We start from the raw sequence: 20,758 nt of genomic DNA, 5'->3' as shown, positions 1-20,758 counted from the left end.
GGAGCGCCGTCGCCTCAGCGGCAGCTCTGCAACTGCGCGGCGTAGCGCTGCGCCATGTCGTCGGTTTCGCGGGCATAGCGCTGGATGCCGGTGTTGCTGCGCCACGATCCGCGCTTGTAGGCCGTCCAGCCGGAATAATAGGCGAGATAGAGGTTGTAGGTGTCGCTCCTGGCGATCCCGAGATTGTCGGCGGAGCGCGAATGGTACCAGCCGACGAAGTCGATGGCGTCGTCGAAATTGGTGCGCCGCGCCTTCCAGTTGCCGGTCTCGCTCACATATTGCGTCCAGGTGCCGTTCAGCGCCTGGGAATAGCCATAGGCGCTCGACTGGCGCTTCCACGGGATGAAGCCGAACAGTTTCTTGCGCGGCGGCCGGGCATTGCCCTTGAAGCCGGATTCCTTGCGCACCGTCGCCATCAGCACGTGCACGGGCACGCCGTATTTGCGCTCGGTGCGCTCGGCCGAGCGCTGCCAGTTGACGAACCAGCCGTCGCGCTGCTCGAACACCGCGCAGATGTCGTTGATGCGGCTCGGCGGCGTGGCGCAGGCGGACAGCGCCAGCACGCCCGCGATCGATACGATTTTACTAAAATTCGATGCGCGCATGGCCGGCAGCTTTAGGCCGAAATCATAAAGGGAGTCTTGCCGGGCATCTTAACTATTTCGGTCGCGGCCGCTCTTCGTCTGGTGTCAAAATAGCGACTATGGAGGGCGCTTTTGTAATGTTATCTGTTCAGGATATGCCGCCATGGCTAAAATCACGCCGGTTTTTGACGTATTTTCGACAGCCGGCGTCTCGTGGTGGCGCTTTGATGCGGCCATGACCATGCATCGCAGCAGACGCAGCGCCGACCGCACGCAGGCGCGATCCACTCGTATTCCCCAATTGCCGCCCCGCCGGCTGCGCAACCCCTATCCGCCGATGGCGCTGCTGTCGGACGACCAGGTCGAGGCGATCCACGACGCCTCCATGCGCATCCTGGAAGAGTTCGGCATCGAGGTGATGAGCCCGCGGGCGCTTGCGCTGTTCGAAAGGGCCGGCGCCTCGGTCGACCATGCCAGCCAGACGGTGCGGATCGACCGCGGTCTGGTGGAAGAGGCACTGCGGACGGCGCCATCCGCTTTCACGCTCACTCCGCGCAACCCCGGGCGGACTGTCCACGTCGGCGGCGACACGATCAACTTCACCCTGGTTGCCGGACCGCCCAACGTGCATGACTGCGAGCGCGGCCGCCGCGCCGGGAACCTGCGCGACTACCAGGACCTCGTGCGGCTGGCCCAGCATTTCAACTGCATCACGATGCTGGGCAATCAGGTCTGCGCTCCGGTCGAGTTGCCGGCAAACTCGCGCCATCTCGACACCTACTTCGCCAACCTGACCTTGACCGACAAGGCCTTCCACGTCTCTGCGATCGGCCGGGGCAGGGCACTCGACGGCATCGCGATGATGGCGATCGCGCGCGGGCTGACGCTGGAGGCGTTCGCCGCCGATCCCGGCGTCACCACCATCATCTCGGTGAACTCGCCGCGCCGCTTCGACGACGCCATGGCCGAAGGCCTGATGACCATGGCGGAGCACGGCCAGTCCGTGGCGGTAACGCCATTCACATTGATGGGGGCGATGAGCCCGGTGACGCTCGCCGGTGCGCTGGCGCAGCAGAATGCCGAGGCGCTGTTCGGCATCGTGCTGGCACAGCTGGTCCGGCCGGGCGCCCCGGTGATGTATGGCGCCTTCACCTCCAATGTCGACATGCGCTCGGGCGCGCCGGCCTTCGGCACGCCGGAAAACACCAAGGCCAACGTCGCCTCGGGGCAGCTGGCGCGGCGCTATCGCCTGCCCTACCGCACCACGCCCGGATCGGCCTCCAACGCCGCCGACGCACAGGGCGCCTACGAGACCATGATGGCCCTTTGGGGCGCGGTGCTCGGCCACGGCAACCTCGTCTACCATGCCGCCGGCTGGCAGGAAGGCGGGCTGACGGCGTCATTCGAAAAACTCATCCTCGACGTCGAGATGATCCAGCACATGGCCGAGTTCCTGAAGCCGATCGAGGTCGATGACGCCGAACTCGCGCTCGACGCGCTCGGCCGGGTGCCGACGGGCGGCCATTTCTTCGGCGATCCGCACACGCTCGAGCGCTATTCGACCGCCTTCTACCAGCCGCTGGTATCGAACTGGCAGAATTTCGAAGCCTGGAAGGAAGCCGGCGGACTGGACGCCACCCAGCGCGCGACAAAACTGTGGAAGAAGGCGCTGGAGGAGTATGCCGAGCCGGTGATGGATGCGCCGGTACGCGAGGCCCTCGAGGCGTATGTGGCGAAACGCCGGGAAGAGATCGGCGACGGCGAGCCGTGAGGACTGCCGGCCGTTCGCCAACGAAATACCCTTCTCTCCGCCGATCGCTCCCGGGAACCTCACGAGACGCCAGTTGTTTGACACCTTAGGACCGCCGGCAAGGCCCGGCGGATCGAAGGCCATGCTGCAACTGCTGGAAATCGTCAGTCTCTTGCTGGTCGCAGTCGCCATGGCGCTGTCGCTGGCGCATGCGCTGGAACTGCCCGGCAAGATGCGGCTGGAGAAAGCCGAATATCTGGCGGTGCAGCCGATCTATTATCCCGGCTTCACCATCGGCGGCGCCGCCGAGCCGCTCGGCGTGCTCGCGCTGCTCGTCCTGTTGTTCTCGGTGCCCCTGGGTGCGGGTTTCTGGCTGGTTGCCGGCGCGTTCGCGGCACTGGCAGCGGCCCATGCCGTCTATTGGGGGATGACGCACCCCGTGAACGACTTCTGGCTGAAGGACACCAGGCTTTCCCGGGCCGGCATCGCCTTTTTCGGAACCGGCCGGACGGCGGAGGAGCAGGCGGACTGGCGCGCGCTGCGCGCCCAATGGGAATGGTCGCATGTCATCCGCGCCGGGCTTTCCGTGCTGAGCTTCATCCTGCTTGCCGCGGCGGTCTCGCTGGCCGGCTGACATAATCATGAGTACTTTAATCAAGTATTTCCGCAACTTAGCCCAGTCTCGAAAAATTTGACCGATTGATAAAAAAACAAAACGTGCTAGCTTCCCTCAAAAGATCAAGAATGGGGAAGTTGGATGGCCGCTGGTCAATTCAAAGAGGGCATAGCCGGCGCGCGACTGGCGCCTGCGCAGTACGCCGAGAACTTCTCCGACCTGCACCCGCCGCTCGACCATCACGAGGCGCTGGTCGAGGCCGACCGCTGCTATTTCTGCTACGACGCGCCGTGCATGAACGCCTGTCCGACGTCGATCGACATCCCGCTGTTCATCCGCCAGATCGCCACCGGCAATCCGATCGGCTCGGCCAAGACCATCTTCGACCAGAACATTCTGGGCGGCATGTGCGCCCGCGTCTGCCCGACCGAGACGCTGTGCGAGGAAGCCTGCGTGCGCGAGACGGCCGAGGGCAAGCCGGTGCAGATCGGCCGGCTGCAGCGTTTCGCCACCGATACGGCGATGCGCCAGGGCAAGCAGTTCTATCAGCGCGCCCAGCCGACCGGCCGCAAGATCGCCGTGGTCGGCGCCGGGCCGGCGGGGCTCGCCGCCGCGCACCGGCTGGCGCGCTACGGTCACGAGGTGACGATCTTCGAGGCGCGGCCGAAGGCCGGCGGCCTCAATGAATACGGCATCGCCGCCTATAAGAGCACCGACGACTTCGCCCATGCCGAGGTCGACTACGTGACGGCGATCGGCGGCATCGCCATCGAATACGGCCGGGCGCTCGGCAGCGACGTGCATCTATCGGACCTTGCCGCCATGTACGACGCGGTGTTCCTCGGCATGGGGTTGGCCGGCGTGAACGCGCTCAACGCCGAAGGCGAGGAAGCCGCGGGCGTCGACAACGCTGTCGATTTCATCGCCGTGCTTCGACAGGCTGACGACCTGGCCGAACTGCCGGTCGGCCGCCGGGTGGTGGTGATCGGCGGCGGCATGACTGCGATCGACGCCGCGGTGCAGTCGAAACTGCTCGGCGCCGAGGAGGTGACAATCTGCTATCGCCGCGGCAAGGAGCACATGAACGCCTCCGAGTTCGAGCAGGAACTCGCCGCCGCCAAGGGCGTCACCATCCGCCACTGGCTGCAGCCGAAGCGCGTGGTCGTGCAGTTCGGCAAGGTCGCCGGCATCGAGCTGGAATACACGGCGATGCAGGACGGCAGGCTTGCGGGCACCGGCGAGACGCTGACGCTCGCCGCCGACCAGGTGTTCAAGGCGATCGGCCAGAGTTTCGTGCCCACGGCGCTGAACGGATCGACGCCGGCGATCGCGCTGGAGAAGGGCCGCATCAAGGTCGATGCCGAAGGCCGCACCTCGCTGCCGAAGGTCTGGGCCGGCGGCGACTGCGTCGTCGACGCGCGCGAGGATCTGACGGTCGCGGCGGTCGCCGCGGGGCGCGACGCGGCGGAGAGCATGCATCGGGCGCTTATGTCACGGGAAGCCTAGAGCAGCGCAATGAACGCTTCGGCGGAAAGACCTGCTTCGTCGAGAATGTCTGACAGCGTGCCGACGGGAACATGCCGGCTGCCATGGACCGGCACGGAGACCATTCTGCGCGGGGGGCCGGCGTGGATCAGAATATGATGGCTGCCGCGAACATGACGCAGTTCGAAGCCTGCCTTCCGCAATGCGCGGACGACCTCCTTGCCGCTTACGACCGGAAGCCGGCGTGGGTTCACCTGTCAGGCTGCAATCGTAAGTGTGTCGATGCGTGTCTCAATGTCGGGGGGGATTTCGATCCCGTCTTCCCGATAGACGTCGAGGACGGCCTCGATCGCTTCCCGCGCATTGGCGAGAGCTTCCTCGTAAGTCTCCCCATAGGTGACGACCGGGGGAAGCGCCGGGACGCGGACGGTAAAGCCACCCTCTGGCTCGGGCAGCAGATGGATTGTGAAACGTCTCTCGGTGGGCATTCTTCGCGACCTCGCGGCGACAGTTTCTCCTTCACCGAAGATACTCTCTCACCAGGAAATCTCCAACTCCGGAGGATATCCCATGGCTGACATCCGCAACAATTTCGTCGGCATCAAGTCGCCAAACCCGTTCTGGCTGGCCTCGGCGCCGCCCACCGACAAGGCCTACAATGTCATCCGCGCCTTCAAGGCCGGCTGGGGCGGCGTGGTGTGGAAGACGCTCGGCGAGGAAGGGCCGCCGGTGGTCAACGTCAACGGCCCGCGCTACGGCGCGATCTGGGGGGCGGACCGACGGCTGCTCGGCCTCAACAACATCGAGCTCATCACCGACCGAGACCTGCAGCTCAATCTTCAGGAGATCAAGCAGGTCAAGCGCGACTGGCCGGACCGGGCGCTGGTGGTTTCGCTGATGGTGCCGTGCGTGGAAGAGGCCTGGAAGGCGATCCTACCGGTGGTCGAGGACACCGGCGCCGACGGCATCGAGCTCAATTTCGGCTGCCCGCACGGCATGAGCGAGCGCGGCATGGGGGCGGCGGTCGGGCAGGTGCCGGAATATATCGAGATGGTGGTGCGCTGGTGCAAGCAGAACACCCGCATGCCGGTGATCACAAAACTCACGCCCAACATCACCGACATCCGCAAGCCCGCGCGCGCCGCTCATGCCGGCGGCACCGACGCCGTCAGCCTGATCAACACCATCAACTCGATCACCGCGGTCGACCTCGACAGCTTCGCGCCGGAGCCGACCATCGACGGCAAAGGATCTCACGGCGGCTATTGCGGCCCGGCGGTGAAGCCGATCGCCATGAACATGGTGGCCGAGATCGCCCGCGACGCGGAAACGCGCGGCCTGCCGATTTCCGGCATCGGCGGCATCACCACCTGGCGCGACGCCGCCGAGTTCATGGCGCTCGGCGCCGGCAACGTGCAGGTGTGCACGGCGGCGATGACCTACGGCTTCAAGATCGTGCAGGAGATGATCGAGGGGCTGAAGGCGTGGATGGACGAGAAGGGCCACGCCTCGCTCGATTCGATCGTCGGCCGCGCCACGCCCAACGTCACCGACTGGCAGTATCTCAACCTCAACTACGTCGCCAAGGCGCATATCGACCAGGACGCCTGCATCAAATGCGGCCGCTGCCACATCGCCTGCGAGGACACCTCGCACCAGGCGATCACCGCGATGGTCGACGGCGTGCGGCACTTCGAGGTGATGGAGGAGGAGTGCGTCGGCTGCAATCTGTGCGTCAACGTCTGCCCGGTGGAAGGCTGCATCACCATGGAGCCGCTGGCGGCCGGCGCGCTCGACAAGCGCACGCAGAAACCGGTCTCGCCGGTCTACGCCAACTGGACCACGCACCCGAACAACCCGATGGCCAAGGTGGCGGCGGAGTAGCTATCAACGCTCTTCCAGGCGGAAACCCGTCGCCGATGGCGAGCGTGTCACGACGGCACTGGCCGTTCCGTCCGCCACGCCGTCCATTGCCGGACCAGCACCGGCACGATGAGCACCAGGCCGAGCAGGGTCGAATAAAGCTCGGGCGCGACCAGCAGCAGCGCGGCGACCAGCAGCAGCGCATTTTCCCAGGCCCTCGTCCGCACCAGCATGAAACGCGACAGCGCCGCGCCCAGGCAGGTGATGCCGATCGTGCAGCCGGCGAAGGCGAGGGCGAAATCGGGCCAGGTGAAATCCTTGGTGACCAGCAGCAGCGACGGCGAGAAGACGAAGACGAACGGCACCAGCACCTTGCCCAGGCCCAGCCGGAACGCCGTGTTGCCGGTCTTGAAGGGATCGGCCCCGGCCATGCCCGCCGCCGCATAGGCGGCGAGCGCAACCGGCGGCGTGATGTCTGCCAGAACGCCGTAATAAAACACGAAGAAGTGGGCGACGATCGGCTCCACGCCGAGCAGGCCGAGCGCCGGGGCGGCGATGGTCACCATGATGATGTAGTTGGCCGTCGTCGGGATGCCGCAGCCCATCAGGATGCAGACGACGCCTGTCATGATCAGGGTGAAGAGCAGCGTCAGCGTGTTGGCGGCGAACCACGGCATCAGCGGCCCGAACACGCCGGCGAGCTGGGCGGCGGTGGAGGTCACGATGAAGGAGACCTTGAAGCCTACGCCGGTGAGTGTCACCACGCCGACGACGATGCCGACGGTGGCGGCGGCAGCACCCACGGCCAGCGCATATTTGGCGCCGTCGCGCAGGCCCTCGAAAATCTCCACGATGGTGAGCCGCCGGCGCGGATTGAGCAGGCCGACAAGCACGCACAGCGTGATGCCCCAGAAGGCGGCGAGATAGGGCGTATAGCCGGAAAGCAGCACGCCGATCAGCACGATCAGCGGGATGATCGTCGGCCAGTCGCGCTTCAGCGCGTCGACGATGTCGGGCATCTCGTCGGGACGCAGCCCGCGCAGGCCGTTGCGCTTGGCCTCGAAATGCACCTGCATGAGCACGCCGAAAAAGTGCATGAAGGCCGGCACGATCGCGGCCAGGATGATGGTCGTATAGGGCAGTTCCAGGAACTCGATCATCAGGAAGGCCGCCGCCCCCATGATCGGCGGCGTGATCTGGCCGCCGGTCGAGGAGGCCGCCTCGACCGCGGCGGCGAAGGGCCTTTTATAGCCGAGGCGGATCATCGCCGGGATGGTCAGCGAGCCGACCGTGACGGTGTTGGCGACCGACGAGCCGGAAATCATGCCGAACAGCGCCGAGCCGAAGATCGACACCTTCGCCGGACCGCCGGCGAAGCGTCCGGCGACGAAGGCGGCGCAGTCGAGGAAAAGCTGCCCGAGGCCGATGCGGGTCGCAAAGACGCCGAACAGCACGAAATGGAAGACGTAGGTCGCAACCACGCCCAGCGCGATGCCGTAGATGCCCTGCGTGGTCAGATAGAGATGATCGACGAGCTGCGGGACCGTCGCGCCGGGGTGGACGAGGATGCTCGGCATCCAGGGACCGAACAGGGCGTATCCCATGAAGATCAGGGCGATAATCGGCAGAGGCCAGCCGACCGAGCGGCGGGTCGCCTCCAGCAGAAGCAGGATGAGTGCTCCGCCCAGGATCACGTCCGTGCGGGTCGGGTTGCCGACGCGGAAGGCGAGTTCGTCGAGCGGGATCAGCGGCACATGCGCCACCGCGACGACGGCGAGGATGGCAAGCGCCCAGTCGAGGATCGGGATGCCGAGCGGCCGCAGCAGCGTGGACGCGGCCGGCTGGTCGTAGCCGGCTTTCCAGGCGGGAAAGACGAGAAAGACCAGGGCAAGCACGAGCGAGAGGTGAATGCCCCGGTGGATCATTTCCGGCAGCAGGCCGAAGCCGGCGGTGTAATAGTGGAAGATCGACAGGACGATCAGCAGCCCGCCGACGATCCACATCGCCGTCCGCGAAAGAGGGCGGAAGCGGATCTCGGAATCGAATTTCTCCTCGAGCTCGCGCGCCTTCTGCTCGTCGAGCTCCATTGGTGCGAGGTGAACGTCGTCCTGGTTCTTTTCCGTCATCGGATCATGCCGTTGGCCTCGCAATGCAAACGGGGCGGAAAGCCGGCTTTCCGCCCCGGGACCGTATCAGCTTACTTCTGGACGCCCGCCTCCTTGTAGAATTTTTCCGCTCCCGGATGGAAGGGAATGCCAGCGCCAGTGACGGCATTCTCCAGCGTGATCTGCCTGCCCTTGGCGTGGCCGGCGTCGAGCGCCTTGCGGGTGCCTTCGCTGTAGAGCGACTTTGTGATGTTGTAGACGAGGTCGTCCGGCTGCTTGGCGCTGGTAACCCACTGCGCGGCGACTGCCAGCGTCTTGATTTCAGGGACGCCCTTGTAGGTTTCGGCCGGCACCGTGTTGGCAGAGAAGAACTTATATTCGCCGAGCAGCTTATCGACTTCCGGGCCCTCCACCGGGATGAGGGTGATCGGCGTGGAGGCCGCCAGTTCCGTGATCGCGCCCGCTGGAAACCCGCCGACGAAGAAGAAGGCGTCGAGCGCGCCGTCGCGCATCTTCTCGCCGGACGGGCCGGGCTTCAGATGTTCGGGGCTGATATCCTTCTCGGTGATGCCGAAGGCGCCGAGCACGATGCGGGCGTCTACGATCGTGCCCGAGCCGGGCTCGTCGATCGAAACGCGCTTTCCCTTCAGGTCGGCGATCGACTTGATGCCGGCGTCGGCGCGCGCCACCACGTGCAGGGTTTCAGGATAGAGCGTGGCGATCAGGCGCAGGTCCTCGACCTTGCCCTTGCCTTCGTAGAGGCCGGTGCCTGAATGCGCCCAGAAGGCGACGTCGGACTGCGAAAAGCCGGATTCGGACGCCCCGCTCTGGATGGCATTGATGTTGGCCACCGAGCCGTTCGACGAGACGGCGGTGGCGACCAGACCTTGCACGCCGTTCGGCCCGGTTGCGGAGATGGCGTTCGCGATCAGTCCGCCGATCGGGTAATAGGTGCCGGACGTGCCGCCGGTGCCGATCCGGAAGAAAGCCTGCTGGGCGAAGGCGCGTCCCGCGCCGGCTCCGGCGGCGAGCAAGGCGGCACCTGCCGTGAAGGCGCGTCGGGTGATTGAAAAGGCCATCATCGTTCTCCTGTTTCGTGCCGGAGATTGAGAAGTCCGTGAGCCGAATGTCAACCTCGCTCTCCTCGGCTGCCGGGTGAACAGCCGCCGGCAAGGATGGATTCGAGCTGGCGAAAGCGGCTGTCACGATGTGTCAGGAGACTATCTCCTTCCATTGAGGACATGATATATCCATGATATTGTTTATCCATGATTACGAGGGCGAGATGAAGCTAAGCGAAGGTGTGGAGGCGGCGATCCATTCGGCGATCGTGCTGGCCGACCTGCCGGACGGGGCGACCCTGCCGGGCTCGGCGCTCGCCGAATATCACGGCGTCTCCGGCAGCTATCTGCTGAAGCACCTGAAGGACCTCGTCGCGGCAAAAATCCTGGAATCGGTGCCGGGGCCGGCCGGCGGCTACCGGCTGGCGCGCGGCGTCGAAAAGATCAGCCTGCTCGACGTGGTGCTCGCCATCGAGGGACCGCAGCCGGCCTTCCGCTGCCTGGAGATTCGCCAGAAGGGTCCGGGCGCGCTGGAGCCGGCGGCTTACAAGAAGCCGTGCGGCATCAATGCCGCCATGCTGCGGGCCGAGCGCGCCTACCGGGCGGTGCTCGCCGAAACAAAATTGTCCGACCTGATCGAGGGGTACGTGGCCGACGCCGACCCCAGGGCGGTGGCGTTCAGCTGCGCCTTCCTCGAACGCAGCCAGCGCATGCCGCGCTGAACAGTTCCATCCGAGTCCCGACCACGAAAGGAAAAGCCATGAAAACGCGCATGAACTATTACGCCAAGGCGCCGGAGCTGATGAAGGCGATGGTGGGGCTCGAGACCGCGGTGAAGGAGTCCGGCTTCGACCACATGCTGCTGCACCTGGTGAAGCTCAGGGCCTCGCAGATCAATGGCTGCGCCTATTGCGTCGACATGCATGTCAAGGAAGCGCGCAGGGACGGCGAGACCGAGCAGCGCCTGCACCTGATCAGCGCCTGGCGCGAAAGCCCGCTCTACAGCGAGCGCGAGCGGGCCGCGCTGGAATGGACCGAAGCGCTGACGCTTTTGCCGCAGAGCCGCGCCGACGACGCGTTTTACGAGCCGCTGAAGCAGCATTTTTCCGACGAGGAGATCGTGCAGCTGACCATGCTGATTGTCGCCATCAACGGCTGGAATCGGCTCGCCGTCGGCTTCCGGTCGCAGCACCCGATCGACCGGCAGGCGCAGGCGGCGTGAGATCGCGCCGAGAACGGCGCTGCGCAACCGTGCCGCGCGCGATACCAAGGAGGAGACGATGGAATCCGACATGACGACCGCGTTGGTGGTCATCGGCCGCATCCTGCTCGGCGGCGCCTTCGTCTTCGCCGGTATCCGCAACGTCATGAACGCGTCGCTGGTGGGCGGTTTGATGGAGGCGCGCGGCGTGCCGATGGCAGGCACGGCGCTCTATGCCGGCATCGTGCTGCAGATTGTTGCCGGCGTGCTGTTCGCCGCCGGCATCCTGGTGCCCTATGCCGCCGCGGCGCTGATCGTCTTCCTGATCGCCGCCACGCCGATGTTCCACAATTTCTGGGATGTCGCGGGACCGGACCGGGCCGCCAAGATCAACGGCTGGGTCAGTAACGTCGCGCTCGCCGGCGGGCTGCTGATCGCGGCGGTATGAAATCAAAGGTCATTTCCTCGTCGTCGGCACTGCCCCTCACTGTCCTGCCGGACATCTCGCCGCGTGCGGGGAGAGAGCGGCTGCCCGCAACGCTTTCGCCAATCGCCAGCCTTCGCGGTTGGCGAAATCGGTGAAACTTGGGCATCTCTCCCCGCTGGCGGAAGAGATGTCCGGCAGAACAGCAAGGGGCGGCACCGACGGTCAGGACAATGCCCGCCGGTATCAAATTCTGACCCCGGTGATGGCCAGTTTGGTCACCTGCCAGGATACCAAGCCGGCCGGCCGCCAGGTCACCGCGTCCTCGGGAGCCGCCGCCTAGCTGCGCGGCAGCGTCGCCGGCTGGTAGACCGACACCGTGTGGCCGTCGGGATCGCGAAAGTCCGCATAGAGGCCGTCCGGCGCCTCCGACACCGGTGTCACGATCTCGACGCCGGCCGCCGCCAGGCGTTCGACGAAGCCGTCTATGCCGCCTTCCGCCAGGCCGAAGACGACGTTCGGCGTATTGCCGGGCTTGGGGTCGCCGCGAAACGCCATCACGTCGATGTCCGGACCGATCTTGGTCATCAGGAACGTGGAACCGGCCTCCTCGTAGCGGACGAAATCGAGGCCGAGATGGGTGCGGTAGAATTTGTCCGTGCGGTCGAGGTCGGTGACGTTGAAGATGATGGTCACGCCGTTGAGCTTGACGGTCATTGGGTCTCTCCATGGTGTTGACGCATAGAGTTGCCGCCGCCGGCCAAAATGTGAGCCCGGACAGAAAAGAAAATCGGCGTGCCGTCGGGGTCGCGGATGGCGAAGCTGCGCGGTGGTACAGCCGGAATGGCTGCCTTCAGGGCGCGCCGGGCGGGGCCGTCCCCTTCAAATGGCTCCGGCCGTTCATAATCCGGCGCGGTTCCATGCAGCCGCAGCGAACGGCGCAGCCCGGTCAGCCTCTGGCGCAGCGCGACCTCGCTCAGTGCGAGCAGGAAGCCGATCTCACGGCGGTTCATGCCGGCGTTGATGAGGCGGGCGACAACGCGTTGGGCCGGCGGCAGGACCTCGATCGCGTCCTCGGGCAGACGTGGCAGCGGCACTGCGGCGGCGGCATGGACATCGGCGAACAGACGCTCGCGAAACCGCCGCCTTGCCGCGCCGCGCGCGACGAATTTGGCATGGTTCCTGATCGCGCCCCGCGCCCAGGCGAGAAAGCCGGGACCAGCGCAGCGGCGGCCGCTGCCGATCGCGGCGAGAAGCACGTCCTGAACGAGATCGTCTACGTCGCAGGCCGCCTGCGAATGCCTTGCCGCAAGGCGCCGCAGTGCAATCAAAGTCCCGTCGTTCAGTTCGCCGGCCATTAGGCATCCTTGCGACGGCACGCAGGCCCGTCAAGCCGCTAGCGAGCCGGCTTCAGTCCGTTCAGATAGAGCTGCTCCAGAAACCGCGCGGCGTCCTCGAAGCGGCCGTCCGCGCCCCGGTCGGGGCCGAGCACAGCGCGCACCTGCACGTCGAAATCGGCATAGTGCTGGGTTGTCGCCCAGATCGAGAAGATCAAGTGGTAGGGATCGGTGCGGGCGATCTTGCCGGCGCGCATCCAGCCCTTGATCACCCCCACCTTCTCGTCCACCAGCACCTTCAACTCGCCTTCCAGCATCGGCATGACGCGCGGTGCGCCCTGCAGAATCTCGTTGGCGAACAGCCGGCTCTCGCGCGGAAAATCGCGCGCCATCTCCAGCTTGCGTCTGATATAGCTGCGCAGCTCCGTCATCGGGTCGCCGACGTCGTCGAGCTCGCGCAGCGGCGCCAGCCAGGTGTCGAGCAGCCGCTGCATCAGCGTGACGTGGATGTCTTCCTTGCTGCGGAAATAATAGAGCAGGTTCGGCTTGGACATGCCCGCCGCCTCGGCGATCTGGTCGACCGTCGAGCCGCGGAAGCCGTTGACGGAAAACACTTCCAGCGCCGCCTCCAGGATAAGCTCCCGCTTCTCCTGCTGGATGCGGGTGCGGGGCCGGCGCGCTGCGCTTTCCATTCAGGGACCCACCTTATTCCGATTGAGGAAAACGGTTTCCTGGCCCAATTCTCTGGACCAGTTTGCCGACCTGCTGTGGAGCGCGATTTCTGCGCGGCATTTCCGCTACTATTGTCTTGACCGCCGATCCGGCGGTGCTAACGTTTGTCCAATCGGTCAAAATTTGCGTAGCATCAAACGCCGCATAGACCAAGCGTCGGCCGTTAGCTCAACGGGGAATTTCTGGGAAAGGCTTGGTCATGTCCAACAGATTGAAAGTCGCGCCGAACGATCTCAGCGCCTTCTGGATGCCGTTCACGGCGAACCGCCAGTTCAAGCAGGCGCCGCGCATGTTCGTCGCCTCCAAGGACATGCACTACACCACCAGCGACGGCCGCAAGGTGCTGGACGGCACGGCCGGCCTGTGGTGCGTCAACGCCGGCCATTGCCGGCCGAAGATCACCGAGGCGATCCAGGCTCAGGCGGCCGAGCTCGACTATGCGCCGGCCTTCCAGATGGGCCATCCCGCCGTGTTCGAGCTTTCCAACCGGCTGGTCGACGTCGCGCCGGCCGGCATGGAGCATGTCTTCTACACCAATTCCGGCTCGGAATCGGTCGAGACGGCGCTGAAGATGGCGATCGCCTATCACCGGGCGAAGGGCGATGGCGCACGCACCCGCCTCATCGGCCGCGAGCGCGGCTACCACGGCGTCAATTTCGGTGGCATCTCGGTCGGCGGCATCGTCAACAACCGAAAAATGTTCGGCTCGCTGCTGACCGGCGTCGACCACCTGCCGCACACGCATCTGCCGGAGAAGAACGCGTTCACGCGCGGCGAGCCGGAGCATGGCGCCGAGCTCGCCAACGAGCTGGAGCGCATCGTCGCCCTGCACGACGCCTCGACCATCGCCGCCGTCATCGTCGAGCCGGTCGCCGGCTCCACCGGCGTGCTGATCCCGCCGAAAGGCTACCTGCAGAAGCTGCGCGAGATCTGCACGAAGCACGGCATCCTGCTGATCTTCGACGAGGTCATCACCGGCTTCGGCCGCCTCGGCACGCCGTTCGCCGCCGATTATTTCGGCGTGCAGCCCGACATCATCACCACGGCCAAGGGCGTCACCAACGGCGTCATCCCGATGGGCGCGGTGTTCGCCACCAAGCAGATCCACGACGCCTTCATGACCGGGCCGGAGCATCTGATCGAGTTCTTCCACGGCTACACCTATTCGGGAAACCCGATCGCCTGCGCCGCCGCGCTGGGCACGCTCGACACCTACAAGGAAGAGGGGCTGCTGACGCGCGGCGCCGAGCTCGCGCCCTACTGGGAGGACGCGCTGCATTCGCTGAAGGGCGAGCCGCATGTCATCGACATCCGCAACATCGGCCTGATCGGCGCGATCGAGCTCGCGCCCATCGCCGGCCAGCCGACCAAGCGTGCCTTCTCGGCCTTCCTCAAGGCCTATGAGCGCGGCGCGCTGATCCGCACCACCGGCGACATCATCGCGCTGTCGCCGCCGCTGATCATCACCAAGGGCCAGATCAACGAGCTGATCGACCACATCCGCGAAGTTTTGAGGATGATCGACTGATGATGATAGCGCGCGAGGTCGCCCGTCCGACGGTCCTGGTCGACGACGACCGCGTGAAGGTGACGCGCTGGGATTTTGCGCCCGGCGCCGAAACCGGCTGGCACCGGCACGGCATGGACTATGTCATCACGACGGTCACGCCGTGCTCGATGCTTCTGGAGGAGCCCGGCGGCGGGACCCGGCGCGTCGACTTCGAGGCCGGCGTCGCCTACCGCCGCGACGAGGGCGTCGAGCACAACGTGATCAACGGCGGCGACACGCCGATGGCGTTCGTCGAGGTGGAGTTGAAGTAGGCCGGTGTTGGCACCTTACGTTGCCCCCCTCTGTCCTGACGGACATCTCCCCCTCAAGGGGGGCGATTGGACGACCGCCTTGTCGGCGCCCATCCTGCGACCTAGCCGATTGGCGAAATCGGAACTGACGGCTGATCTCCCCCCTTGCGGGGGAGATGTCCGGCCCATTCGACAAGCTCAGGACAGAGGGGGGTGCGAAGGAGCGCCCGCCTCTGCGAACTGCCATCCCACCCACCCAACAAGGTCCTGACCCATGGCAGCCCCCGGCGAAAATCTGCGAATCAATCCAGACCGTTTGTGGGATTCGCTCATGGAGATGGCGAAGATCGGCCCCGGCGTCGCCGGCGGCAACAACCGCCAGACGCTCACCGACGAGGACGGCGAGGGGCGGCACCTGTTCAAGCGCTGGTGCGAGGCGGCCGGGCTGGACGTCGCGGTGGACCGGATGGGCACCATGTTCGCCCGCCGCGAGGGCACCGATCCCGACGCGCTGCCGGTTTACGTCGGCAGCCATCTCGACACCCAGCCGACCGGCGGAAAGTTCGACGGCGTGCTCGGCGTGCTCGGCGGGCTGGAGGTGATCCGCTCCCTCGACGACCTCGGCATCAGGACGAGGCATCCGATCGTCGTCACCAACTGGACCAACGAGGAGGGCACCCGCTTCGCGCCCGCCATGCTTGCGTCGGGCGTGTTCGCCGGCGTGCACGAGCAGGACTGGGCCTACGACCGGAAGGACGCCAAGGGCAAATGCTTCGGCGACGAGCTGGAGCGCATCGGCTGGAAGGGCGACGAGCCGGTCGGCGAGCGCAGGATGAAGGCCTTCTTCGAGCTGCATATCGAGCAGGGGCCGATCCTTGAGGACGAGGGCATCGACATCGGCGTGGTCACCCACGGCCAGGGCCTGAAATGGCTGCAGGTGACGCTGACCGGCAAGGAGAGCCACACCGGCTCCACCCCGATGCCGAAGCGCCGCAACGCCGGCCTCGGCATGGCGCGCATCACCGAGATGGTGCACGAGGTGGCGATGGACTACCAGCCCGACGCCGTCGGCGCGATCGGCCACATGGAGGTCTACCCCAACTCGCGCAACATCATCGCCGGCCGCACCGTGTTCACCATCGACATCCGCTCGCCCGAAAAGGAGGTGCTGGATGCCATGGATCAGCGCATCCGCGAGGGCATCGAGCTGGTCTGCGAGGCGCTCGACATAAAATACGAGATCGAGCAGGTCGGCCATTTCGACCCCGTCACCTTCGACGAGACCTGCGTCAAGGCGGTGCGCGACGCCGCCGAGCGGCTCGGCTACACGCATCGCAACATCGTCTCGGGCGCCGGCCATGACGCCTGCTGGATCAACCGCGTCGCCCCGACGGCGATGGTGTTCTGCCCCTGCGTCGACGGGCTCAGCCACAACGAAGCCGAGGACATCTCAAAGGAATGGGCCGCCGCTGGCGCCGACGTGCTGTTCCACGCGGTCGTCGAGACTGCCGAGATCGTCCCCTGAGCGCCGTCCGCCGCTGATGGAGGAGCCCATCGTCATCGCCGCGGCGGTCCTGCTCGACGCGGAAGGCCGGATGCTCACCGTGCGCAAGCGCGGCACGGTCGAGTTCATGCAGCCGGGCGGCAAGATCGATCCCGGCGAGACGCCCGTGCAGGCGCTGGCGCGCGAGCTGGTCGAGGAGATCGGCGTGACGCTGCCGGACCTTTCGCAGGTCTCGGAGCACGGCGTGTTCCGGGCTCCCGCCGCCCACCAGCCGGGCCGCACCGTCGAGGCGCATGTGTTCGCCTTCGGGCACGACCGGCCGGTCGGCGTTTCCGGCGAGATCGAGGAGCTCGCCTGGGTGGATCCGCACGCGCCGGCCGACCTGCCACTCGCGGCGCTGACGCGCGACTTCATGCTGCCGCTGGCCCGCAGCCTCCGGCAGGAAAGATGAACCCGCTCAAGCCCTTCGCCGCGCTTCCTCCAACGATGATTCAGCCTGGCGCGGCGTGGGCCGGAGCATCCGACAGATAAGAGGCGTAAGAGCGTGCCCGAGGGCGTTACTTGTCCTTGCCCTCGTCTTCGTCCTTGTCGCCGCCGTCCTCTTCCTTGTCGTCATCATCATCATCGTCGTCTTCGGACTCGTCGTCCTTGCTTTCGGTGTCGCCGGATTCCTCGTCGGCCTCGGCAACGGCTTCGTCTTCCTCGACGTCGGTTGCAGCTTGTTCGACCGCCTCGCCGGCCTCAATCTGCAGCCGGGCGGCCGCATCGATTTCCTCGGATGCGGCCGGGGAAGGGGTTTGTTCGTGAACGAGGGTGTTGGTTTCGTCCGCCATGTCGGCCTCCGGAAAAGGGTTGCGGAAGCGACCCTATGGCGGCGCCATGAATGGGTGGTGACGCTGAGGCGACGGCTCGATGTCCTGTCGATGACGGTTTTGTCCCCGGTCGCGAGCGGCGCACTGGCGATGGTTTTCGCGGCGGTCGCACTGCCTGCCGTCGCTGCCGCTCTGTGGCGTTGAAAGACTGAGCGAAAAGGCCGATATTGCGGCTATCGACGACAGGAGGCCGTCATGGGACGACCGCGCGAATTTACGGATGAGGAACGTGCCGAGCTGATCGCCAAGGGCTATCGGCCTGTCGAGGTGTGGGTGCCTGATATCTGGTCGGACGAGGTATGGGAACAGGCTTTCAAGGATTGCGACCTGATCCGCGCTTCCGAAGAACGGGCCGACGTTAACCTCTGGGTGGAGGGAGCCGCCCGGGAAACCATGCGGCTCATTGAAGAAATGGAAGAGAATGGCCGGTGAAGCGCGGGGACATCGTCATCGTTTCGCTTCCGGGTGACTATGGCAAACCGAGACCGGCCGTTGTCTGCAGAATGACAGGCTGGAAGGGCGACTGGAAAGTTACATCATCGCTCTTATGACGACCTTCGACGAAGGCGCAAAGCTGTTGCGCGTCGACGTTGCGCCGAAATGGCCTGAAACAAGCGTCCAAGGTCATGGTCGACAAGCTTTATGCAATACCTGAGCACAGGATACATCAGCATATCGGCAAGCTGGATCGCGACTCCCTGCGTCGGATCGACCTGGCTCTCATGATGATGCTGGACCTTGATCCGCTGAAGCAAGGCTACTCTCCGGATTAGGCGCCGGCACCAGCGCATCCAGATGCGGCAGCAGCACGACGCTCTCCTGCTCGTGCGGATCGGTGCGGGCGATCACCGCCGAGGCGGGCTCGGAGGAGAGATTGGCGGGCAGGTGCGGCACGCCGGCCGGGATGTAGAACAGATCGCCGGCGCGGGCGACCTGCACATGCTCCAGAGCGTCCCCGTACCAGGTGTGGACCTCGCCGGAGAGCACGTAGATCGCCGTCTCGTGGCTCTCGTGCATATGTGCCTTGGCGCGCTTGCCGGGCGGCACGGTGAGCAGGTGCATGCAGATGCCCTGCGCGCCGACGGTCTCGCGGGCGATGCCCTCGAAATAGCTGAAACCCTGCTTCCCGTCATAGATGCTGTCGGGCCGCACCAGCCGGCAGGTCGGTTTCGGTGACTGATCCATTCGCTTTCCCCCAGCCTTTCGTCGCGACGCGGCGTCCGCCGCTTGCAGTCGGCCCGCCGCCGTTGTTCAAATCGGTGGCGCGATCCGTTTCCGTCCAGCCGCCGCGTGCCGGCCCAGCAAGATGAGCAGCATGACCTCACCCGTGGTTTCCGCAAGCGGCCTGTCGCTTACCTTCCAGACCAATGACGGACCCGTCAACGCCCTCTCCAACGTCGACCTCACCATCGGCAAGGGCGAGTTCGTCTCCTTCATCGGACCGTCGGGCTGCGGCAAGACGACCTTCCTGCGCGTCATCGCCGACCTGGAGAAGCCGACCGCCGGCTCCATCCTGGTCAACGGCATGACGCCAGAGCAGGCGCGCGAGGCGCGGGCCTACGGCTACGTCTTCCAGGCGGCGGCGCTGTTTCCGTGGCGCACCATCGAGAAGAACGTGGCGCTGCCGCTGGAGGTCATGGGGCTCGCAGAAGCCGACCGCAGGGAGCGGGTCCGCCGCACCCTCGATATGGTCAATCTCACCGGCTTCGAGAAGAAATATCCCTGGCAGCTCTCCGGCGGCATGCAGCAGCGCGCCTCGATCGCCCGGGCGCTCGCCTTCGACGCCGACCTCCTGCTTATGGACGAGCCGTTCGGGGCGCTCGACGAGATCGTGCGCGATCATCTCAACCAGCAACTCCTCGAGCTGTGGGCGCGCACCACCAAGACCATCTGCTTCGTCACCCATTCCATTCCGGAAGCCGTCTATCTCTCCACCCGCATCGTGGTGATGTCGCCGCGCCCCGGGCGCGTAACTGACGTGATCGAATCGACGCTGCCGCGCGAGCGCCCGCTCGACATCCGCGAGACGCCTGAGTTTCTTGAGATCGCGGCGCGCGTGCGCGAAGGGTTGAGGGCGGGGCACAGCTATGAGGATTGACTCGGGGTTCGAGGATCCTGGGCGTTTCGCGGATTGCAACCGAGAACGTCAACGGAGAGACTGTGATGCGCGTGCCGCCGCGTCGCAACCTGTTTGCCTTGGCATTTCTCCTGGTGTGGTTGGGCGGCTGGACGATCGGCGGGGTAATGGCATTCGACCAGTTATGGTCAGGTGCTGCACAGGGAGGCGCTCAAGGGTTTCTGAGTTTCTGGTTATGTGCATGGGCCTTGGCTTGGGCGGCGGCAGCCGGCACCATTGTCTGGCAGATTTGCGGTGTCGAAGTGATCGGAGTGACTAGTGTCAGTTTGACCCATTCTTACCGACTGCTCTTCTGGTCGCGTACCCGCAGGTTCAATCCAGCATCCATCACCAAGCTACGCTGGAAAGAGGGTGGTGGATCGCAATGGAGCCGTTACGGCGATCCGTCGTCCGTTGCCTTCGACTATGGCGCAAAGACAATCCAGATGGCCAAAGGCGCCGACTCCGACGAGGGCGAGTATATAGTCAGCACCCTTCGGCAACGGTTGGGGCTCGACAGGGGGCGCTCATGACCGCTCGACATCCGGGAGACCCGGAGCGCCTGGAAACGGTGGCGCATATGCGCGACGGCTGGAGGGGCGGGACACAGCTATGAGGATTGACATTCTTGTGGGCGAGGCAGTGGCAAATCAAGGTACCCCCACCCCTAGCCCTTCCCCACAAGGGGGAGGGGGACTTTCCGGCCGCTATGCCGAGCGAAACCGGCGACGATTGGCGCCTGGGGGACGTGCCGTCCGGTCCCCCTCCCCCTTGTGGGGAGGGGCTAGGGGTGGGGGTGCTGCCAGGCGACGTCCTTGGATGCTTTTCCCATCTTGCGTTGTCCTTGAGGAGCAGGGATGCTGATCGTGCCGACCTCGATCCCGCCAGCGGCAATATCCCGCGCACGCAAGTTGCGGCGAGGGATGACTGACGGGGAGCGCAGACTCTGGACCGAGTTGCGAGAATTTCGCTGGTGGTACGGCATCCATGTTCGACGACAGGCACCCATAGGCCCGTATGTTGCCGACTTCGTGATCCATGACCATAGATTGGTCATCGAGGTCGATGGCGAGCATCATTTTCTGCCCGACCGGATGTCACGAGATCTGCGGCGTGACGAATGGCTTGCGTCACAAGGATACAAGGTGCTGCGCCTTACCACTGGCGAACTTTCTGATTCCTTCGAAGGCTGCATCATCGAAATTCTGCATGCTTTGGGATTGATGGAAAATCAGGAAGGTACCCCCACCCCTAACCCCTCCCCACAAGGGCAGGGCTGTCCGGGGAAAGTTGTTGGTGAATCGAAAT

The 20,758-nt window shown here is 65.3% G+C and carries 26 protein-coding genes; 16 read left to right on the top strand and 10 right to left on the bottom strand.

Annotated elements, in window-relative coordinates:
* Window positions 1–14 precede the first annotated feature (14 nt).
* Complete coding sequence (locus AC5JDC_RS14530; protein ID WP_495842131.1) at window positions 15–605, bottom strand: transglycosylase SLT domain-containing protein; 591 nt, start codon at window positions 603–605, stop codon at window positions 15–17.
* A 214-nt stretch (window positions 606–819) separates the two neighbouring features.
* On the opposite strand from AC5JDC_RS14530, the gene AC5JDC_RS14525 reads away from it, so the two are divergent.
* The 3 genes from AC5JDC_RS14525 to AC5JDC_RS14515 all read left to right on the top strand — a co-directional run bounded on the left by AC5JDC_RS14525 (window position 820) and on the right by AC5JDC_RS14515 (window position 4,456).
* Entirely contained in the window at window positions 820–2,355 is a 1,536-nt protein-coding gene (locus AC5JDC_RS14525) for a trimethylamine methyltransferase family protein (RefSeq protein ID WP_495842175.1), read from the top strand.
* 121 nt (window positions 2,356–2,476) lie between these two features.
* The gene (locus AC5JDC_RS14520; protein WP_106770868.1) at window positions 2,477–2,968 is read left to right on the top strand and encodes a DUF1772 domain-containing protein; all 492 of its coding nucleotides are present in this window, start codon (window positions 2,477–2,479) and stop codon (window positions 2,966–2,968) included.
* Window positions 2,969–3,091: 123 nt separating this feature from the next.
* Complete coding sequence (locus tag AC5JDC_RS14515; RefSeq protein WP_495842128.1) at window positions 3,092–4,456, top strand: NAD(P)-dependent oxidoreductase; 1,365 nt, start codon at window positions 3,092–3,094, stop codon at window positions 4,454–4,456.
* On the opposite strand, the gene AC5JDC_RS14510 is transcribed toward AC5JDC_RS14515, so the two are convergent.
* Both AC5JDC_RS14510 and AC5JDC_RS14505 read right to left on the bottom strand, forming a co-directional pair.
* Window positions 4,453–4,689, bottom strand: coding sequence for a type II toxin-antitoxin system HicA family toxin (locus AC5JDC_RS14510; RefSeq protein ID WP_495842126.1), 237 nt, complete (start codon window positions 4,687–4,689; stop codon window positions 4,453–4,455). The genes AC5JDC_RS14515 and AC5JDC_RS14510 overlap by 4 nt on opposite strands.
* A 3-nt stretch (window positions 4,690–4,692) precedes the next feature.
* Window positions 4,693–4,923: a type II toxin-antitoxin system HicB family antitoxin gene (locus AC5JDC_RS14505; RefSeq protein ID WP_106770871.1), complete on the bottom strand. Its 231-nt coding sequence runs from the start codon at window positions 4,921–4,923 to the stop codon at window positions 4,693–4,695.
* A gap of 82 nt (window positions 4,924–5,005) precedes the next feature.
* Between AC5JDC_RS14505 and preA the strand changes: the two genes are divergently transcribed.
* Window positions 5,006–6,319, top strand: a complete 1,314-nt coding sequence (preA, locus tag AC5JDC_RS14500) for an NAD-dependent dihydropyrimidine dehydrogenase subunit PreA (RefSeq protein ID WP_106770872.1) — start codon at window positions 5,006–5,008, stop codon at window positions 6,317–6,319.
* A gap of 47 nt (window positions 6,320–6,366) precedes the next feature.
* Here the strand turns inward: preA and AC5JDC_RS14495 are convergent, their stop codons facing one another.
* Both AC5JDC_RS14495 and AC5JDC_RS14490 read right to left on the bottom strand, forming a co-directional pair.
* Entirely contained in the window at window positions 6,367–8,424 is a 2,058-nt protein-coding gene (locus AC5JDC_RS14495) for a TRAP transporter permease (protein ID WP_495842123.1), read from the bottom strand.
* A 71-nt stretch (window positions 8,425–8,495) separates the two neighbouring features.
* Window positions 8,496–9,482, bottom strand: coding sequence for a TAXI family TRAP transporter solute-binding subunit (locus AC5JDC_RS14490; protein ID WP_495842121.1), 987 nt, complete (start codon window positions 9,480–9,482; stop codon window positions 8,496–8,498).
* A gap of 206 nt (window positions 9,483–9,688) precedes the next feature.
* Between AC5JDC_RS14490 and AC5JDC_RS14485 the strand changes: the two genes are divergently transcribed.
* Genes AC5JDC_RS14485 through AC5JDC_RS14475 form a run of 3 tightly spaced genes read left to right on the top strand, consistent with a single transcriptional unit; the run spans window position 9,689 to window position 11,113 of the window.
* Window positions 9,689–10,186: an RrF2 family transcriptional regulator gene (locus tag AC5JDC_RS14485; protein WP_495842173.1), complete on the top strand. Its 498-nt coding sequence runs from the start codon at window positions 9,689–9,691 to the stop codon at window positions 10,184–10,186.
* A 38-nt stretch (window positions 10,187–10,224) separates the two neighbouring features.
* The gene (locus AC5JDC_RS14480; RefSeq protein WP_106770876.1) at window positions 10,225–10,686 is read left to right on the top strand and encodes a carboxymuconolactone decarboxylase family protein; all 462 of its coding nucleotides are present in this window, start codon (window positions 10,225–10,227) and stop codon (window positions 10,684–10,686) included.
* Window positions 10,687–10,744: 58 nt separating this feature from the next.
* The gene (locus AC5JDC_RS14475; protein WP_106770877.1) at window positions 10,745–11,113 is read left to right on the top strand and encodes a DoxX family protein; all 369 of its coding nucleotides are present in this window, start codon (window positions 10,745–10,747) and stop codon (window positions 11,111–11,113) included.
* A 315-nt stretch (window positions 11,114–11,428) separates the two neighbouring features.
* Here AC5JDC_RS14475 and AC5JDC_RS14470 read toward each other — a convergent pair whose 3' ends face one another.
* From AC5JDC_RS14470 to AC5JDC_RS14460, 3 genes are read right to left on the bottom strand one after another with little or no spacing between them, the layout of a single operon-like run.
* Entirely contained in the window at window positions 11,429–11,806 is a 378-nt protein-coding gene (locus AC5JDC_RS14470; RefSeq protein ID WP_495842118.1) for a VOC family protein, read from the bottom strand.
* The gene (locus AC5JDC_RS14465) at window positions 11,803–12,447 is read right to left on the bottom strand and encodes a sigma-70 family RNA polymerase sigma factor (protein WP_495842116.1); all 645 of its coding nucleotides are present in this window, start codon (window positions 12,445–12,447) and stop codon (window positions 11,803–11,805) included. The genes AC5JDC_RS14470 and AC5JDC_RS14465 overlap by 4 nt, the downstream gene beginning before the upstream one ends.
* Before the next feature lie 38 nt (window positions 12,448–12,485).
* A complete protein-coding gene (locus tag AC5JDC_RS14460) occupies window positions 12,486–13,118 on the bottom strand; it encodes a TetR family transcriptional regulator C-terminal domain-containing protein (RefSeq protein WP_106770880.1) in 633 nt (210 codons plus the stop codon).
* 239 nt (window positions 13,119–13,357) lie between these two features.
* Here AC5JDC_RS14460 and aptA point away from each other — a divergent pair, with 239 nt between their 5' ends.
* The 4 genes from aptA to AC5JDC_RS14440 all read left to right on the top strand — a co-directional run bounded on the left by aptA (window position 13,358) and on the right by AC5JDC_RS14440 (window position 16,913).
* On the top strand, window positions 13,358–14,686 hold the full coding sequence (gene aptA, locus AC5JDC_RS14455; protein WP_106770881.1) for an omega-aminotransferase AptA: 1,329 nt from the start codon (window positions 13,358–13,360) through the stop codon (window positions 14,684–14,686).
* On the top strand, window positions 14,686–14,979 hold the full coding sequence (locus AC5JDC_RS14450) for a cupin domain-containing protein (RefSeq protein WP_495842112.1): 294 nt from the start codon (window positions 14,686–14,688) through the stop codon (window positions 14,977–14,979). The genes aptA and AC5JDC_RS14450 overlap by 1 nt, the downstream gene beginning before the upstream one ends.
* A gap of 253 nt (window positions 14,980–15,232) precedes the next feature.
* Window positions 15,233–16,483 carry a Zn-dependent hydrolase gene (locus AC5JDC_RS14445; RefSeq protein WP_495842110.1) on the top strand — a complete coding sequence of 417 codons (1,251 nt, stop codon included), beginning with the start codon at window positions 15,233–15,235 and terminating at the stop codon, window positions 16,481–16,483.
* A gap of 16 nt (window positions 16,484–16,499) precedes the next feature.
* Window positions 16,500–16,913 (top strand): NUDIX hydrolase, encoded by a 414-nt coding sequence (locus AC5JDC_RS14440; RefSeq protein ID WP_495842108.1) that lies wholly within the window; start codon window positions 16,500–16,502, stop codon window positions 16,911–16,913.
* A gap of 106 nt (window positions 16,914–17,019) precedes the next feature.
* Here AC5JDC_RS14440 and AC5JDC_RS14435 read toward each other — a convergent pair whose 3' ends face one another.
* On the bottom strand, window positions 17,020–17,295 hold the full coding sequence (locus tag AC5JDC_RS14435) for a hypothetical protein (RefSeq protein ID WP_495842106.1): 276 nt from the start codon (window positions 17,293–17,295) through the stop codon (window positions 17,020–17,022).
* Window positions 17,296–17,529: 234 nt separating this feature from the next.
* Between AC5JDC_RS14435 and AC5JDC_RS14430 the strand changes: the two genes are divergently transcribed.
* Together AC5JDC_RS14430 and AC5JDC_RS14425 are read left to right on the top strand one after the other, a co-directional pair.
* Window positions 17,530–17,766: an antitoxin MazE-like protein gene (locus AC5JDC_RS14430; protein WP_495842104.1), complete on the top strand. Its 237-nt coding sequence runs from the start codon at window positions 17,530–17,532 to the stop codon at window positions 17,764–17,766.
* Window positions 17,767–17,960: 194 nt separating this feature from the next.
* Window positions 17,961–18,107, top strand: a complete 147-nt coding sequence (locus tag AC5JDC_RS14425; RefSeq protein WP_495842102.1) for a hypothetical protein — start codon at window positions 17,961–17,963, stop codon at window positions 18,105–18,107.
* Here the strand turns inward: AC5JDC_RS14425 and AC5JDC_RS14420 are convergent.
* The gene (locus tag AC5JDC_RS14420) at window positions 18,055–18,519 is read right to left on the bottom strand and encodes a cupin domain-containing protein (protein WP_495842100.1); all 465 of its coding nucleotides are present in this window, start codon (window positions 18,517–18,519) and stop codon (window positions 18,055–18,057) included. The genes AC5JDC_RS14425 and AC5JDC_RS14420 overlap by 53 nt on opposite strands.
* A gap of 130 nt (window positions 18,520–18,649) precedes the next feature.
* Between AC5JDC_RS14420 and AC5JDC_RS14415 the strand changes: the two genes are divergently transcribed.
* The 3 genes from AC5JDC_RS14415 to AC5JDC_RS14405 all read left to right on the top strand — a co-directional run.
* On the top strand, window positions 18,650–19,432 hold the full coding sequence (locus AC5JDC_RS14415) for an ABC transporter ATP-binding protein (protein ID WP_495842098.1): 783 nt from the start codon (window positions 18,650–18,652) through the stop codon (window positions 19,430–19,432).
* A 65-nt stretch (window positions 19,433–19,497) separates the two neighbouring features.
* Window positions 19,498–19,983, top strand: coding sequence for a hypothetical protein (locus AC5JDC_RS14410; protein WP_495842096.1), 486 nt, complete (start codon window positions 19,498–19,500; stop codon window positions 19,981–19,983).
* A gap of 324 nt (window positions 19,984–20,307) precedes the next feature.
* On the top strand, window positions 20,308–20,758 hold a 451-nt coding region (locus AC5JDC_RS14405; RefSeq protein WP_495842094.1), incomplete at its 3' end, for an endonuclease domain-containing protein.

The organism is Kumtagia sp., from assembly GCF_059502445.1.
Note: the sequence above shows the minus strand (reverse complement) of the source record. Positions and strands in the feature narration are given on the sequence as shown.

Excerpts from the sequence above, each read along its gene's own strand:
- AC5JDC_RS14530 (WP_495842131.1), bottom strand. The coding sequence starts at position 605 with ATGCGCGCATCGAATTTTAGTAAAATCGTATCGATCGCGGGCGTGCTG.
- AC5JDC_RS14525 (WP_495842175.1), top strand. The coding sequence starts at position 820 with ATGACCATGCATCGCAGCAGACGCAGCGCCGACCGCACGCAGGCGCGA.
- AC5JDC_RS14520 (WP_106770868.1), top strand. The coding sequence starts at position 2,477 with ATGCTGCAACTGCTGGAAATCGTCAGTCTCTTGCTGGTCGCAGTCGCC.
- AC5JDC_RS14515 (WP_495842128.1), top strand. The coding sequence starts at position 3,092 with ATGGCCGCTGGTCAATTCAAAGAGGGCATAGCCGGCGCGCGACTGGCG.
- AC5JDC_RS14505 (WP_106770871.1), bottom strand. The coding sequence starts at position 4,923 with ATGCCCACCGAGAGACGTTTCACAATCCATCTGCTGCCCGAGCCAGAG.
- preA (WP_106770872.1), top strand. The coding sequence starts at position 5,006 with ATGGCTGACATCCGCAACAATTTCGTCGGCATCAAGTCGCCAAACCCG.
- AC5JDC_RS14495 (WP_495842123.1), bottom strand. The coding sequence starts at position 8,424 with ATGACGGAAAAGAACCAGGACGACGTTCACCTCGCACCAATGGAGCTC.
- AC5JDC_RS14490 (WP_495842121.1), bottom strand. The coding sequence starts at position 9,482 with ATGGCCTTTTCAATCACCCGACGCGCCTTCACGGCAGGTGCCGCCTTG.
- AC5JDC_RS14485 (WP_495842173.1), top strand. The coding sequence starts at position 9,689 with ATGAAGCTAAGCGAAGGTGTGGAGGCGGCGATCCATTCGGCGATCGTG.
- AC5JDC_RS14480 (WP_106770876.1), top strand. The coding sequence starts at position 10,225 with ATGAAAACGCGCATGAACTATTACGCCAAGGCGCCGGAGCTGATGAAG.
- AC5JDC_RS14475 (WP_106770877.1), top strand. The coding sequence starts at position 10,745 with ATGGAATCCGACATGACGACCGCGTTGGTGGTCATCGGCCGCATCCTG.
- AC5JDC_RS14470 (WP_495842118.1), bottom strand. The coding sequence starts at position 11,806 with ATGACCGTCAAGCTCAACGGCGTGACCATCATCTTCAACGTCACCGAC.
- AC5JDC_RS14465 (WP_495842116.1), bottom strand. The coding sequence starts at position 12,447 with ATGGCCGGCGAACTGAACGACGGGACTTTGATTGCACTGCGGCGCCTT.
- AC5JDC_RS14460 (WP_106770880.1), bottom strand. The coding sequence starts at position 13,118 with ATGGAAAGCGCAGCGCGCCGGCCCCGCACCCGCATCCAGCAGGAGAAG.
- aptA (WP_106770881.1), top strand. The coding sequence starts at position 13,358 with ATGTCCAACAGATTGAAAGTCGCGCCGAACGATCTCAGCGCCTTCTGG.
- AC5JDC_RS14450 (WP_495842112.1), top strand. The coding sequence starts at position 14,686 with ATGATGATAGCGCGCGAGGTCGCCCGTCCGACGGTCCTGGTCGACGAC.
- AC5JDC_RS14445 (WP_495842110.1), top strand. The coding sequence starts at position 15,233 with ATGGCAGCCCCCGGCGAAAATCTGCGAATCAATCCAGACCGTTTGTGG.
- AC5JDC_RS14440 (WP_495842108.1), top strand. The coding sequence starts at position 16,500 with ATGGAGGAGCCCATCGTCATCGCCGCGGCGGTCCTGCTCGACGCGGAA.
- AC5JDC_RS14435 (WP_495842106.1), bottom strand. The coding sequence starts at position 17,295 with ATGGCGGACGAAACCAACACCCTCGTTCACGAACAAACCCCTTCCCCG.
- AC5JDC_RS14430 (WP_495842104.1), top strand. The coding sequence starts at position 17,530 with ATGGGACGACCGCGCGAATTTACGGATGAGGAACGTGCCGAGCTGATC.
- AC5JDC_RS14425 (WP_495842102.1), top strand. The coding sequence starts at position 17,961 with ATGGTCGACAAGCTTTATGCAATACCTGAGCACAGGATACATCAGCAT.
- AC5JDC_RS14420 (WP_495842100.1), bottom strand. The coding sequence starts at position 18,519 with ATGGATCAGTCACCGAAACCGACCTGCCGGCTGGTGCGGCCCGACAGC.
- AC5JDC_RS14415 (WP_495842098.1), top strand. The coding sequence starts at position 18,650 with ATGACCTCACCCGTGGTTTCCGCAAGCGGCCTGTCGCTTACCTTCCAG.
- AC5JDC_RS14410 (WP_495842096.1), top strand. The coding sequence starts at position 19,498 with ATGCGCGTGCCGCCGCGTCGCAACCTGTTTGCCTTGGCATTTCTCCTG.